13 protein-coding genes are annotated in these 14,579 nt (G+C 55.2%); 7 read left to right on the top strand and 6 right to left on the bottom strand.

Translation table 11 applies throughout. The features are described from left to right. Positions 1 to 10: 10 nt before the first annotated feature. Together btuF and mtnN are read right to left on the bottom strand one after the other, a co-directional pair. Positions 11 to 811 (bottom strand): vitamin B12 ABC transporter substrate-binding protein BtuF, encoded by an 801-nt coding sequence (btuF, locus tag DVA43_RS13700; RefSeq protein WP_114315859.1) that lies wholly within the window; start codon positions 809 to 811, stop codon positions 11 to 13. Then, the gene (gene mtnN, locus DVA43_RS13695; protein ID WP_103823295.1) at positions 804 to 1,502 is read right to left on the bottom strand and encodes a 5'-methylthioadenosine/S-adenosylhomocysteine nucleosidase; all 699 of its coding nucleotides are present in this window, start codon (positions 1,500 to 1,502) and stop codon (positions 804 to 806) included. Before mtnN ends, btuF begins: the two co-directional genes overlap by 8 nt. A gap of 82 nt (positions 1,503 to 1,584) precedes the next feature. On the opposite strand from mtnN, the gene dgt reads away from it, so the two are divergent. The 3 genes from dgt to cdaR all read left to right on the top strand — a co-directional run bounded on the left by dgt (position 1,585) and on the right by cdaR (position 5,974). Further along, positions 1,585 to 3,099 (top strand): dGTPase, encoded by a 1,515-nt coding sequence (dgt, locus tag DVA43_RS13690; RefSeq protein ID WP_114315858.1) that lies wholly within the window; start codon positions 1,585 to 1,587, stop codon positions 3,097 to 3,099. 130 nt (positions 3,100 to 3,229) lie between these two features. Then, the gene (gene degP, locus DVA43_RS13680; RefSeq protein ID WP_103178329.1) at positions 3,230 to 4,657 is read left to right on the top strand and encodes a serine endoprotease DegP; all 1,428 of its coding nucleotides are present in this window, start codon (positions 3,230 to 3,232) and stop codon (positions 4,655 to 4,657) included. A 159-nt stretch (positions 4,658 to 4,816) separates the two neighbouring features. Next, the gene (cdaR, locus tag DVA43_RS13675) at positions 4,817 to 5,974 is read left to right on the top strand and encodes a DNA-binding transcriptional regulator CdaR (protein WP_103178330.1); all 1,158 of its coding nucleotides are present in this window, start codon (positions 4,817 to 4,819) and stop codon (positions 5,972 to 5,974) included. A 91-nt stretch (positions 5,975 to 6,065) separates the two neighbouring features. Here the strand turns inward: cdaR and DVA43_RS13670 are convergent, their stop codons facing one another. From DVA43_RS13670 to map, 4 genes are all read right to left on the bottom strand, one after another. Next, entirely contained in the window at positions 6,066 to 6,455 is a 390-nt protein-coding gene (locus DVA43_RS13670; RefSeq protein ID WP_032616607.1) for a DUF3461 family protein, read from the bottom strand. A gap of 111 nt (positions 6,456 to 6,566) precedes the next feature. Then, entirely contained in the window at positions 6,567 to 7,391 is an 825-nt protein-coding gene (dapD, locus tag DVA43_RS13665) for a 2,3,4,5-tetrahydropyridine-2,6-dicarboxylate N-succinyltransferase (RefSeq protein WP_008501915.1), read from the bottom strand. Positions 7,392 to 7,420: 29 nt separating this feature from the next. Further along, complete coding sequence (gene glnD, locus DVA43_RS13660) at positions 7,421 to 10,096, bottom strand: bifunctional uridylyltransferase/uridylyl-removing protein GlnD (protein ID WP_114317145.1); 2,676 nt, start codon at positions 10,094 to 10,096, stop codon at positions 7,421 to 7,423. Between the two features lie 62 nt (positions 10,097 to 10,158). Then, on the bottom strand, positions 10,159 to 10,953 hold the full coding sequence (gene map / locus DVA43_RS13655; RefSeq protein ID WP_103178331.1) for a type I methionyl aminopeptidase: 795 nt from the start codon (positions 10,951 to 10,953) through the stop codon (positions 10,159 to 10,161). 321 nt (positions 10,954 to 11,274) lie between these two features. On the opposite strand from map, the gene rpsB reads away from it, so the two are divergent. The 4 genes from rpsB to frr all read left to right on the top strand — a co-directional run bounded on the left by rpsB (position 11,275) and on the right by frr (position 14,570). Next, on the top strand, positions 11,275 to 12,000 hold the full coding sequence (gene rpsB / locus DVA43_RS13650) for a 30S ribosomal protein S2 (protein ID WP_103178332.1): 726 nt from the start codon (positions 11,275 to 11,277) through the stop codon (positions 11,998 to 12,000). 117 nt (positions 12,001 to 12,117) lie between these two features. Next, entirely contained in the window at positions 12,118 to 12,969 is an 852-nt protein-coding gene (gene tsf, locus DVA43_RS13645; RefSeq protein ID WP_103178333.1) for a translation elongation factor Ts, read from the top strand. A gap of 149 nt (positions 12,970 to 13,118) precedes the next feature. After that, complete coding sequence (gene pyrH, locus DVA43_RS13640) at positions 13,119 to 13,844, top strand: UMP kinase (RefSeq protein WP_032616613.1); 726 nt, start codon at positions 13,119 to 13,121, stop codon at positions 13,842 to 13,844. 168 nt (positions 13,845 to 14,012) lie between these two features. After that, complete coding sequence (frr, locus tag DVA43_RS13635) at positions 14,013 to 14,570, top strand: ribosome recycling factor (protein ID WP_103178334.1); 558 nt, start codon at positions 14,013 to 14,015, stop codon at positions 14,568 to 14,570. Positions 14,571 to 14,579 lie beyond the last annotated feature (9 nt).

The following is a 14,579-nucleotide window of genomic DNA, read 5'->3' as shown; positions in this document are numbered from 1 at the left end:
CCTCGAGAAATTAGTGGCTCTGCGATAGCGCAGAGCAGAGTTGTTTTGCGGCGAGGATAATACGCGGGCTCGCGCGCTCAAACCAGTCACTGTTCAGCGGAATCACGGGTATTTTTAGCTGACCTTGCCAGTACTGTTCTATTTTAGGAATATCGCCCGCCGAACCGCCCACCACAATCGCCTGAGGCTGGCGCGCCAGTACCTGCTCACGGCTCACCTGGGGCCAGGGAACCCGGCTGGCCGCGAAGATATTTTCCCCGCCACACAGCTCAACAACCTGATGTTGCAGGGAGCCCTGGCTGGTAGTGAACAGCGGTTGTTGCCCGAACTGGATAAATACCCGCTTTTTCGGCAGGGCGCTGTAGGTGGCCTTGAGGGCGGCAAAATCAGCCATCATCTGCTGCGCGGCCTGTTGCGCCTGCCCCGGTGTCGGGCTCCAGGAGGCGAGATCGCGCAGGGCCTGGGCAATCTGTTCTATGCGGGTGGCATCGATCCACTGCACTTTTATGCCAAGCGAGGTGAGCTGGTTGACCTGACGCTCGGCATTGCCGCCGCGCCAGGCCAGCACTAGATCGGGCTTCAGCGCGACGATGCGTTCGACATTAATGCCTTGCCAGGTGGCGACCTGTTCAATGTTAGCAGCTTCGGGAGGATAGTCGGAATAACTGCTGACCCCGACGGGGGTGATCCCGGCGGCAAATGCCAGTTCGGTATTGGCAGGGGAGAGGGTAATTACACGCGGCGCGGCCAGAAGCCACGCCGGTGTCAGCAGAAGCAGCGCAAGCAGCGCCCTTTTGAGCGGCTTAGCCACGCGCCAGTTTCTGCACCAGCGTCTCAACCATCAGGCTGGACTGTTTGGCAGCAACCACGAGGAACTCGTCGAAGCTCAGGTGAGACTGCTGATCGGCAACGTCGGAGATGGCGCGAACCACGACGAACGGCACGCTGAAGTTATGGCAAACGTGCGCGATGGCGGTCGCTTCCATTTCCACGGCGATCGCCTGCGGGAAGTTGTGGCGGATTTTTGCCAGGTTCACGGAGCCGTTGATAAAGGCATCGCCGCTGACAATCAGGCCGCGCACGGCGTTCAGGTTCAGCTCCGCGATGCAATTTTCCGCAGCGGCCACCAGTTTTTCATCAGCCTTAAAGCCTGCCGGGCAGCCCGGAAGCTGGCCATACTCGTAACCAAAGGCGGTCACATCGGCGTCGTGGTAGCGCGCTTCGTCAGAGACCACGATGTCGCCCACTTTCAGGGTTGGCGCAAGACCGCCCGCAGAGCCGGTGTTGATGATCACGTCTGGCTTGCAGCGCTCCAGCAGCAGGGTGGCGCCCAGCGCGGCGGAAACTTTACCGATACCCGATTTCAGCAGAGCAACTTCAGTTCCGTTCAGCGTGCCAGTGTAAATTTCGCAACCGCCCAGGGAGAGGGTCTGACGGTTCTCAATTTTGTCACGCAGCAGCGTAACTTCTTCTTCCATTGCTCCAATAATACCGATTTTCATAGATTTACTCGCGATGTGCCTTGTTAAGATGCATAGTCTATCATGCGGTTAAGGGGAAACGCATTCTCACGCGGGGGAGCACATGGCACCAATCGATTTTCGCACCAAGATTAACTGGCAGCGTCGCTACCGCTCTCCGCAGGGGAACAAGAGCGAACACGAGATCCTGCGCATCTTCGAAAGCGATCGCGGGCGCATCATTAACTCACCGGCGATCCGTCGGTTACAGCAAAAAACGCAGGTCTTCCCGCTCGAACGCAACGCCGCTGTGCGTACCCGGCTCACCCACTCGCTGGAGGTTCAGCAGGTGGGGCGCTATATCGCCAAAGAGATCCTGAGCCGCCTCAAAGAGCAGCGCCTGCTGGCAACCTACGGCCTGGACGAGCTGACGGGGCCGTTCGAAAGCATCGTTGAGATGGCGTGCCTGATGCACGATATCGGTAATCCCCCCTTTGGTCATTTTGGCGAAGCGGCGATCAATGACTGGTTCCGCCAGCGTCTGTACCCTGCCGATGCCGCAAGCCAGCCGCTGAGCGACGATCGCTGTGTGGTGCAGGATCTGCGGCTGCGTGAAGGCGAGGAGGCGCTGAACGCGCTTCGTCGTAAGGTGCGCCAGGATTTGTGTCACTTTGAGGGAAATGCGCAGGGCATCCGGATGGTGCACTCCCTGATGCGCATGAACCTTACCTGGGCACAGGTGGGATGCATTCTGAAATATCCCCGTCCCGCCTGGTGGCAGGGCGATCCCCCCGAGACGCACAATTATTTGATGAAAAAGCCGGGCTATTATTTCTCTGAAGAGACGTATATAGAGCGGCTGCGTCAGGAGCTCTCCCTTCCGCAGTATGGCCGTTTCCCATTAACCTGGATTATGGAAGCGGCAGACGATATCTCCTATTGCGTTGCCGATCTGGAAGATGCTGTCGAAAAAAGAATATTCACCGTCGAGGGGCTTTATCAGCATCTTTATGATGCCTGGGGTAACCATGAAAAAGGTTCATTGTTTTCGCAGGTTGTCGAAAACGCCTGGGAGAAGTCACGTTCGAACACCCTCAGCCGCAGCACCGAAGATCAGTTCTTTATGTATTTACGCGTCAATACCCTTAATAAACTGGTGCCCTATGCGGCTGAGCGTTTTATAGACAATATTGAGCAGATTTACCGCGGGGAATTTAACCATGCGCTGCTTGAGGATGACAGTGGATTTAGTCAACTCCTTGAGCTCTATAAGAATGTGGCGATGCGGCACGTGTTCAGCCATCCGGATGTCGAGCAGCTGGAATTACAGGGCTATCGCGTGATAACCGGCCTGCTGGAGATCTATCGCCCGCTGCTGCAATTATCGGTGGACGACTTTAGTGAGCTGGTTGAAAAGGAACGGGTACGCCGTTTTCCGATTGAGACCCGGCTATTTCATAAACTTTCGACGCGCCATCGGCTGGCATATGTGGAATCTATTGGTAAATTAAATCGCCAGCAGGCGGACTGGCCGGTGCTGGAGTTTTATTATCGCTGCCGGCTGATCCAGGACTATATTAGCGGAATGACGGACTTGTATGCATGGGATGAATACCGCAAGTTGATGGCGGTGGAATAAAGAGGAGTTTTGTAAAGACGGACAATAAATTTTTACTTTTTCCAGAAACTTAATACCGGAACTAAGCCCAGCAAAACGAATCTGATGTACACAGCAATTGTGCGTGACCTGTAAATCGAGATTAAGAAACATGAAAAAAACCACTTTAGCAATGAGTGCACTGGCTCTGAGTTTAGGATTAGCGTTGTCTCCACTGTCTGCTAGCGCAGCGGAGACCGTATCGTCGGCCGCCACTGCACAGCAGATGCCAAGCCTGGCGCCGATGCTGGAAAAAGTGATGCCATCGGTGGTCAGTATCAATGTCGAGGGCAGCACCACCGTCAACACGCCACGCATGCCACGTAACTTCCAGCAGTTCTTCGGCGATAACTCGCCGTTCTGCCAGGACGGTTCACCGTTCCAGAGCTCTCCATTCTGTCAGGGCGATGGCGGCGGTAACGGCGGCGGCCAGCAGCAGAAGTTTATGGCGCTGGGCTCTGGTGTCATCATCGATGCCGCCAAAGGCTACGTCGTTACCAACAACCATGTGGTGGATAACGCCACCAGCATTAAGGTTCAACTGAGCGACGGGCGTAAGCTCGACGCCAAAATCGTCGGGAAAGATCCTCGCTCTGATATCGCCCTGATTCAGATTCAGGATCCAAAAAACCTGACCGCGATTAAGCTCGCCGACTCTGACGCGCTGCGCGTGGGGGATTACACCGTGGCTATCGGTAACCCGTTCGGTCTGGGTGAGACGGTCACCTCTGGTATCGTTTCTGCCCTTGGCCGTAGCGGTCTGAACGCAGAAAACTACGAAAACTTTATCCAGACGGATGCGGCGATTAACCGCGGTAACTCCGGTGGTGCGCTGGTCAACCTGAACGGTGAGCTGATCGGGATTAACACCGCGATCCTCGCCCCGGACGGCGGCAACATCGGGATTGGCTTCGCTATCCCAAGTAACATGGTGAAAAACCTGACGGCGCAAATGGTTGAGTTTGGTCAGGTTAAGCGCGGTGAACTGGGTATTCTGGGCACCGAGCTGAACTCCGAGCTGGCGAAAGCCATGAAGGTTGATGCCCAGCGCGGTGCCTTTGTCAGCCAGGTCATGCCAAACTCCTCCGCAGCGAAAGCGGGGATCAAGGCCGGGGATGTCATCACCACCCTGAACGGCAAACCGGTAAGCAGCTTCGCGGCACTACGTGCGGAAGTAGGCTCCATGCCGGTAGGCAGCAAAGTGACCCTGGGTCTGCTGCGTGAAGGTAAACCGGTTAATGTGAATCTGGAACTGCAGCAGAGCAGCCAGAATCAGGTGGATGCCGGCACCATCTTCAGCGGCATCGAAGGTGCGGACATGAGCAACAAAGGCCAGGATAAAGGCGTGTCGGTGGACAACGTTAAAGCCAACAGTCCGGCGGCCCGTATCGGCCTGAAGAAAGGGGATGTGATTATCGGCGCCAACCAGCAGCCGGTTAAGAACATCGCTGAACTGCGCAAAATCCTCGACAGCAAACCGTCGGTACTGGCGCTGAATATCCAGCGTGGCGACACCTCTCTCTATCTGCTGATGCAGTAATCCGTTCAGCCCCTGTTTCCGCCCGGAAACAGGGGCTTTTTTCTGCCGTTCTGTGAACCCTTCCACAAGTCCATACTTCTCCCTGTGAGTTTGTGCATCTGCACAATGCAGCACTGATTAATCTTCCTTATGCTTGAGCTCTGCTCAGAGGAGGGCGACATGGCTGGCTGGCATCTTGATACCAAAATGGCGCAGGATATTGTGGCGCGAACAATGCGCATCATCGACACCAATATCAACGTGATGGACGCACGTGGCCGGATCATCGGCAGTGGCGACCGCGAGCGTATTGGAGAATTGCACGAAGGCGCACTGCTGGTGCTCTCCCAGGGGCGCGTGGTGGACATTGATGACGCGGTGGCGCGACATCTGCACGGTGTGCGGCAGGGGATCAACCTGCCGCTGCGCCTTGAGGGCGAAATTGTCGGGGTTATCGGGCTTACCGGTGAGCCGGAATCTTTGCGCAAATATGGCGAGCTGGTCTGTATGACGGCGGAGATGATGCTGGAGCAATCCCGCCTGATGCACCTGCTGGCGCAGGACAGCCGCCTGCGTGAAGAGCTGGTCATGAACCTGATCCAGGCGGAAGAGCATACCCCGGCATTAACAGAATGGGCTCAACGCCTGGGTATCGACCTTAACCAGCCCCGCGTTGTAGCGGTCATTGAGGTCGATAGCGGCCAGCTGGGCGTCGATAGCGCCATGGTGGAGCTGCAACAGCTGCAGAACGCGCTGGCCACGCCGGAGCGCAATAACCTGGTGGCGATCGTCTCGTTAACGGAAATGGTGGTGCTGAAACCGGCGTTAAACCAGTTTGGCCGCTGGGATGCAGAAGATCATCGTCGCCGCGTGGAGCAGCTGATTGCGCGGATGAAAGAGAACGGGCAGCTGCGTTTTCGCGTGGCATTAGGTAACTATTTTACCGGCCCGGGAAGCATCGCCCGCTCCTGGCGTACGGCCCGAACCACGATGATGGTCGGCAAGCAGCGTATGCCGGAAAGCCGCAGCTATTTTTACCAGGATTTGATGTTGCCGGTGCTGCTCGACAGCCTGCGCGGCGGCTGGCAGGCCAACGAACTGGCGCGTCCGCTGGTGCGTCTGAAAGCGATGGATAACAACGGCTTGCTGCGGCGCACCTTACAGGCGTGGTTCCGTCATAACGTGCAGCCACTGGCGACCTCAAAGGCGCTTTTTATTCATCGTAATACGCTGGAGTACCGCCTGAACCGGATATCGGAGTTAACGGGGCTGGATCTGGGGAATTTTGACGACCGTCTGTTGCTGTATGTGGCCTTGCAGTTGGACGAACAGCGGTGATTTTTGCCCGGTGGCGCTGCGCTTACCGGGCCTGCAAAACCCGGGAGTAGGCCGGGTAAGGCGAAGCCGCCACCCGGCACACAGGAACGGCTTATTTGTTACGGGTCAGCTTCTCAAGATCCGCTTCGATTTCCGTGATCTTGTGGGCAACCACGCTTTCCAGATGACGCAGGTCATCCAGGATCTTACGCTTCAGGTCCACTTCAGTGCGATCGCGCTGGCAAATCTGATCCAGTTCATCGATCACATAGCGCAGATTTGGGCTGATCTCCTGCACCTCTTTGTAACCCTGGCCGATGCCATCGGCAACGACAGTTTTACGCTGACGCGGGTACTTGAACTTTACACTTTTGGCGAAGAACTCGCCCTTATCCTTGTGAAAATAGATTTTCAGGATATCGTTATTGGCTTCCTGACGGAGGCTGTAACGGTCAATTTCATCAGGATTAGTAATGCCCAGACTTTTCAGATTATCGTACATAGCGGTACCCTTGATCTCAACATAACCCATGAATAATTCACGAAAAAATCTATTTTCGCCACCCTCAGATATAAAAAAAGCGGGGTCGCCCCCGCTTTTTGTTATACCCGATTAATCGATGGTGCGCAGTAGTTCGTTGATACCAACTTTGCCGCGGGTTTTCGCATCGACTTTTTTAACGATCACCGCACAGTACAGGCTGTATTTGCCATCTTTAGAAGGCAGGTTGCCGGATACCACCACGGAGCCCGCCGGAACGCGACCGTAATGCACTTCACCGGTTTCACGATCGTAAATACGGGTGCTCTGGCCGATGTAGACGCCCATGGAGATCACCGAACCTTCTTCTACGATCACGCCTTCAACCACTTCGGAGCGTGCGCCGATGAAGCAGTTGTCTTCGATAATGGTCGGGTTAGCCTGCAGCGGCTCAAGAACCCCACCGATACCCACGCCGCCAGAGAGGTGGACGTTTTTACCGATCTGCGCACAGGAGCCAACGGTCGCCCAGGTATCCACCATGGTGCCTTCGTCAACGTAAGCACCGATGTTTACGTAGGATGGCATCAGCACGGTGTTGCGGGCAATGAATGCACCCTGACGAACGGCTGCCGGTGGCACCACGCGGAAGCCTTCTTTCTGGAAACGCGCTTCGTCGTAATCGGCGAATTTCATCGGGACTTTATCGAAGTAGCGGCTTTCCGCACCGTCGATAACCTGGTTATCGTTAATACGGAAAGAGAGCAGTACCGCTTTCTTCAGCCACTGGTGAGTGACCCACTGACCGTCGATCTTTTCGGCTACACGCAGCGCGCCGGAATCAAGCAGAGAAATAACCTGATTAACCGCCTCGCGGGTCACGGTATCCACATTTGCCGGAGTAATTTCGGCGCGACGCTCAAAAGCGGACTCAATAACGTTCTGTAACTGCTGCATAGTTCAACTCTTTCCAGGTAAAAAAAACATCACCCTTTATCGTTTGGATTGAGGGCTGCTGTCAACCGTTGTTGCACTTCCTGTTGCAGGGCATTATTAAGCCCACGACGGTCGGCGGTGGCGATTATAAATAAATCTTCTACTCGCTCGCCAATGGTTGTAATTCTGGCGCCATGCAGCGAAATTCCCAGATCCGCAAAAACCTGCCCGACCCGGGCCAGCAGCCCCGGCTGGTCGAGGGCGATCAGCTCGAGAAACGATTTCCGGTCGGTATGCGTCGGCAGGAAATTGACCTCCGTATCGACGGTAAAGTGGCGCAGTTTGGCCGGTTGCCGACGCGGCTGCGGTGGCTGCCAGCTATGCTGGGTAATCGCCTGCTCCAGCCCGAAGCGGATCGGCTCGTGACGATCCGCCGACAGCGGACTGCCGTCCGGCTCCAGCACAATAAAGGTATCCATCGCCATGCCGTCGCGGGTGGTGAAAATCTGCGCGTCGTGCACGCTGAGGTTACGCCTGTCGAGCTCGGCGCAGACCGCGGCAAACAGGTAAGCGCGGTCGGGGCTCCAGATGAAGATCTCTGTTCCCCCACGGGTCGCCTGCGGGCTCAGCAGGATCAGCGGTTTCGTCAGATCGTGCTGCAACAGATGGCGCGCATGCCAGGCCAGCTGGTTTGGGCTGTGGCGCACAAAATAGTTGGCGCGACAGCGGGCCCAAATCTGATGCAGTGCCTCTTCATTGATATTCTCCATCCGCAGCAGCGCCAGGGCCTGCATCTGGTGATGACGCACGCGTTCGCGCATGTCCGGGGTGCTCTGCATGCCCCGGCGCAGCTGTTTCTCGGTGGCGAAATAGAGCTCGCGCAGCAGGCTCTGCTTCCAGCTGTTCCACAGCGTTTCGTTGGTTGCGCAAATATCGGCCACCGTCAGACAGACCAGGAAACGCAGGCGGTTTTCCGTCTGTACCTCTTCGGCAAACTGTTTGATCACCTCGGGATCCTGAATATCGCGTCGCTGGGCGGTGACCGACATCAGCAGATGATGACGGACCAGCCAGGCGACCAACTGGGTTTCACGCGAATTAAGCCCGTGCAGCTCGGCGAATTTCAGCACATCTTCTGCACCGAGGATCGAGTGGTCGCCGCCGCGCCCTTTGGCGATATCGTGGAACAGGGCGGCAATCAGGATCAGCTCCGGGTTGGTGAGGCGCGGCCAGAGTTCAACGCAGAGTGGGTGACGGCTGCGCACCTCCTCCTGGGCGAAGCTCTCCAGCTTCAGCATCACGCGGATAGTGTGTTCATCAACGGTGTAGGCATGGAACAGGTCAAACTGCATCTGGCCGACGATATGCGACCACTGCGGCATATAGGCCCAGAGCACACTGTGACGGTGCATCGGCAGCAGCCCGCGGCTTACCGCGCCCGGATGACGCAACATGCTCAGAAACAGCGACCGCGCTTGGGGGATATAGCACAAAGGCTGCGTCAGATGACGGCGGGCATGGCGCAGGTGGCGCAGGGTGGTGGAGTAGATCCCGGTGATGGTGCTGTTACGCACCATGGCGTAAAACATCCGCAGGATCGCTTCCGGCTTGCGGATAAACAGCGTCTCGTCACGCAGGTCGATCAGCGTGCCCCGCAGCTGAAACTCATCGTCGATCGGACGCGGTTTTTCATCGGCGGTCAGGGCGAGGATCGCCTCATCAAACAGCTGCAATAGCATCTGGTTGAGTTCGCCGACCCGGCGGGTGACGCGGAAGAAGTCCTTCATCATCTGCTCGACCGGCTCGTTGCCTTCGCCGCTGTAGTGCAGTCGCTGGGCGACGCTTAACTGACGATCGAACAGCAGGCGGTTGTCGTAGCGGGTCACTTCGAGATGCAGAGCAAAACGGATGCGCCACAGCAGGTGCAGGCACTCATTCAGCTCGTTACGTTCCGCTTCGGTAAGAAAACCAAAACCGACCATCTCATCGAGCGAAGTGGCGCCGAAATGGCGACGGGCCACCCACTGCAGGGTGTGGATATCGCGCAGGCCGCCCGGGCTGCTTTTGATGTCCGGCTCCAGGTTGTAGCTGGTGCCGTGGTAGCGCTGGTGGCGCACCTGCTGCTCATCGACCTTAGCGGCAAAGAACTTCTCTGACGGCCAGAAGCCGTCGCTGAATATGTGCTTTTGCAGCTCCAGAAACAGCGCCACGTCGCCAATCAGCAGACGCGATTCAATCAGGTTGGTGGCGACGGTGAGATCGGATAATCCTTCCAGCAGACACTCTTCCAGGGTACGTACGCTGTGGCCGACTTCCAGCTTGACGTCCCACAGCAGGGTCAACAGCTCGCCCACTTTTTGCGCCTGTTCGTCAGGCAGCTTTTTGCGGCTCAGGATCAGCAGATCGATATCCGACAGCGGGTGCAGCTCGCCACGGCCATAGCCGCCGACCGCCACCAGCGCGACGTCGGCCAGCTGGCCAAAACCGTAATCAATCCACAAACGCTGCAGGAGCTGATCGATAAATTCCGTGCGCGCCTCAATCAGCGCTTCGGCGGAGATCCCGCTGTCAAAGGCCTCGCCCAGCCAGCGCTGGAAAGTGTCGATATGCGCTTTAATACCCGCGCACGTCAGCTCGGCCGTGGGCCAGACGCCGGGGTTATCCGGCTGACCAGGAAGGGTGGGGAGTGCCGTATTGGCATACTGTTCGGGTAAAAGGTTACTCATTGCGCGCCACCCATAAGAAAAAACGATAGCCATTAAAAAAGCCGGCATTTGCCGGCTTCTTATCATGCGTCTTGCGAGAGTATCGCCGGGATGGTGTCATCCTTGCGTAACGTCAGAATTTCGCAGCCGTTGTCTGTCACCACAATAGTATGCTCGTACTGGGCAGACAAGCTCCGGTCTTTGGTTTTCACCGTCCAGCCATCCTTCATGGTACGAATGCGGTAATCGCCGGAGTTGACCATCGGCTCGATGGTGAAGGTCATGCCCGCCTGCAGCACCACGCCGCCGTCATCAGCATCATAGTGCAGAACCTGCGGCTCTTCATGGAAGACCCGGCCAATACCGTGACCGCAGTATTCGCGCACCACAGAGAAACCCTGGGCTTCAACGAATTTCTGAATCGCCGCACCGAGAGTACGCAGGCGAATGCCCGGCTTAACCATCTTCAGCGCCAGGTAGAGGCTCTCCTGGGTCACCTTGCACAGGCGCTCACCCAGAATGGTGGGTTTGCCGACGATGAACATCTTAGAGGTGTCACCGTGGTAGTCATCTTTAATGACGGTCACGTCGATGTTAACGATGTCGCCATCTTTCAGCAGTTTTTCGTCATCCGGAATGCCGTGGCACACCACTTCATTAATAGAGATGCAGACGGATTTCGGGAAGCCGTGATAGCCGAGGCAGGCGGAGACCGCGTGCTGCTCGTTCACGATATAGTCGTTACAGATGCGATCCAGTTCGCCCGTGCTAACGCCCGGCTTAACGAACGGCTCGATCATTTCCAGCACTTCAGCGGCCAGACGACCGGCGACGCGCATCTTTTCAATTTCTTCAGGTGTCTTAATAGAGATAGCCATGTAATCTGTCCATCAGTGTCGTTTTTTTCGACAATACTAGTCTAAGTGTTGTCAATGGTAACAGTCAGGCGCACATGCTGCCAAACTGAGATTCCTTTACCGCACACACCGCTAACAATTGTTGGTTTCGGGTAGCGATTTGTGATATAAAGCGCGCCGGACTTCCGATCCATTTCAGATACACAGGATGGACGGGAGCGACAAATCTCACTTTGTGTAACAACACACACGTATCGGCACATATTCCGGGGTGCCCTTTGGGGTCGGTAATATGGGATACGTGGAGGCATAACCCCAACTTTTAAATAGAGGTTTTAAAACATGGCAACTGTTTCCATGCGCGACATGCTCAAGGCTGGTGTTCACTTCGGTCACCAGACCCGTTACTGGAACCCGAAAATGAAGCCTTTCATCTTCGGCGCACGTAACAAAGTTCACATCATCAACCTTGAGAAAACTGTACCAATGTTCAACGAAGCCCTGGCTGAGCTGAACAAGATCTCTTCCCGTAAAGGTAAGATTCTGTTCGTTGGTACTAAGCGCGCTGCAAGCGAAGCTGTGAAAGAAGCTGCTAACAGCTGCGACCAGTTCTTCGTGAACCATCGCTGGCTGGGCGGTATGCTGACTAACTGGAAAACCGTTCGTCAGTCCATCAAGCGCCTGAAAGATCTGGAAACCCAGTCTCAGGACGGTACTTTCGAAAAGCTGACCAAAAAAGAAGCGCTGATGCGCACTCGTGAGCTGGACAAGCTGGAAAACAGCCTGGGCGGTATCAAAGACATGGGCGGCCTGCCGGACGCACTGTTCGTTATCGATGCTGACCACGAGCACATCGCAATCAAAGAAGCTAACAACCTGGGTATCCCAGTATTCGCAATCGTTGATACCAACTCCGATCCGGACGGTGTTGACTTCGTTATCCCGGGTAACGACGATGCAATCCGTGCTGTTAGCCTGTACCTGAGCGCTGTAGCTACTACCGTTCGTGAAGGCCGTTCCCAGGATCTGGCTTCTCAGGCGGAAGAAAGCTTCGTAGAAGCTGAATAATAAGGTTCTACCCCTTATTAGTACCGTGTATGAATAGGGGCCCATTACCGGCCCCTTTTTTCAATTTATACTGTTTGGCCGCAGGCCGGGCAGTTCACATCTCCCGAGGATTTTAGAATGGCTGAAATTACCGCATCCCTGGTAAAAGAGCTGCGTGAACGTACTAGCGCAGGCATGATGGAGTGTAAGAAAGCGCTGGTTGAAGCTAACGGCGACATCGAGCTGGCTATCGAAAACATGCGTAAATCCGGTGCGATCAAAGCAGCTAAGAAAGCAGGCAACGTTGCTGCTGACGGCGTGATCAAAACCAAAATCGAAGGCAACTTCGGCGTGATTCTGGAAGTTAACTGCCAGACTGACTTCGTTGCTAAAGATGGTGGTTTCCAGGCATTCGCTGACAAAGTACTGGACGCAGCTGTTGCAGGTAAAGTGACTGATGTTGAAGTCCTGAAAGCACAGTTCGAAGAAGAGCGCGTTGCGCTGGTAGCGAAAATCGGTGAGAACATCAACATCCGCCGTGTTGCTATCCTCGAAGGTGACGTACTGAATAGCTACCAGCACGGTGCACGTATCGGTGTTCTGGTTGCGGCTAAAGGCGCTGACGAAGAGCTGGTTAAACAGCTGGCAATGCACGTTGCTGCAAGCAAGCCAGAATTCGTTAAGCCAGAAGACGTCTCTGCTGAAGTGGTAGAAAAAGAGTACCAGGTTCAGCTGGACATCGCCATGCAGTCTGGCAAGCCAAAAGAGATCGCAGAGAAAATGGTTGAAGGCCGCATGAAGAAATTCACCGGCGAAGTTTCTCTGACTGGTCAGCCATTCGTTATGGATCCAAGCAAATCTGTTGCGCAGCTGCTGAAAGAGCACAATGCTGACGTAACTGGCTTCATCCGCTTCGAAGTGGGCGAAGGCATCGAGAAAGTTGAGACTGACTTCGCAGCAGAAGTTGCTGCAATGTCCAAGCAGTCTTAATCAGCGAAAAGAAGCCGCCTGAGGGCGGCTTCTTTTTGTGTACGGCAGTGTAATTCAGCCAGACGCCTATAGAGTCTGTGTTGAGATGCGATATATCATGTCGCCAGAATTAACCTCATCTTAATCGTTGACAGTCCCAGGAAAGAAATATGGCTACCAATGCAAAACCTGTTTACAAACGTATTCTGCTTAAGCTGAGTGGCGAAGCGCTGCAGGGGTCGGAAGGCTTCGGTATTGACGCAAGCATCCTTGACCGCATGGCGCAGGAGATCAAAGAACTGGTTGAACTGGGCATCCAGGTTGGCGTAGTCATTGGCGGTGGTAACCTTTTCCGTGGTGCAGGGCTGGCAAAAGCTGGCATGAACCGCGTTGTGGGCGATCACATGGGTATGTTGGCAACGGTCATGAATGGCCTGGCAATGCGTGATGCCCTGCATCGTGCCTATGTGAATGCGCGCCTGATGTCCGCTATTCCTTTGAATGGCGTCTGTGATAACTACAGCTGGGCCGAAGCGATCAGCCTGCTGCGCAATAACCGCGTGGTGATCCTCTCCGCCGGTACGGGTAATCCGTTCTTTACGACCGATTCCGCAGCCTGTCTGCGCGGTATCGAAATCGAAGCCGATGTGGTGCTGAAAGCCACCAAAGTGGATGGCGTGTTTACTGCCGATCCGGCAAAAGATCCTGCGGCAACCATGTACGATCAGCTGACCTATAGCGAAGTACTGGATAAAGAGCTGAAAGTGATGGATCTTGCCGCCTTCACGCTGGCTCGTGACCATAAATTGCCGATTCGTGTCTTCAACATGAATAAGCCTGGCGCGCTGCGTCGCGTTGTAATGGGCGAAAAAGAAGGCACTTTGATCACGGAATAATTTCCGTCGACGATAAATACAGGTAAGATTCCGCTCTACTTTCTATGGGTTTCTTACCTGGACACGCCCCGGGCGTTGTCATGAATTAAACGGGACTATACTTAGCACATCATTAACGGTGGTGCTGGCGGATAGTCTGCCTGAGACAAGTTTTCAAGGATTCGTAACGTGATTAACGACATCAGAAAAGATGCTGAAGTACGCATGGATAAATGCGTCGAAGCGTTCAAAAACCAAATCAGCAAAATTCGTACAGGCCGTGCTTCCCCAAGCCTGCTGGACGGCATCGTGGTGGAGTACTACGGTACGCCAACGCCACTGCGTCAGCTGGCTAACGTGACGGTCGAAGATACCCGTACGCTGAAAATCAACGTGTTTGACCGCTCTATGGGCCCGGCCGTTGAGAAAGCGATCATGGCCTCCGATCTGGGTCTGAACCCAAGCTCAGCCGGTACCGACATTCGCGTTCCACTGCCACCGCTGACTGAAGAGCGTCGTAAAGACCTGATCAAAGTGGTTCGTGGCGAAGCCGAGCAGGGCCGTGTCTCCGTACGTAACGTTCGCCGTGACGCGAACGATAAAGTGAAGGCGCTGCTGAAAGAGAAAGAGATCAGCGAAGACGACGATCGCCGTTCCCAGGACGACGTTCAGAAACTGACTGACGCCGCTATCAAGAAAATTGACGCGGCGCTGGCAGAAAAAGAAGCAGAGCTGATGCAGTTCTGATTTCTGTCG

The sequence above is a fragment of the Leclercia sp. W6 genome (assembly GCF_003336345.1).
Classification (GTDB): domain Bacteria; phylum Pseudomonadota; class Gammaproteobacteria; order Enterobacterales; family Enterobacteriaceae; genus Enterobacter.
The sequence above is the reverse complement of the archived record's forward strand: the minus strand, read 5'-3'. Positions and strand labels throughout refer to the sequence as shown.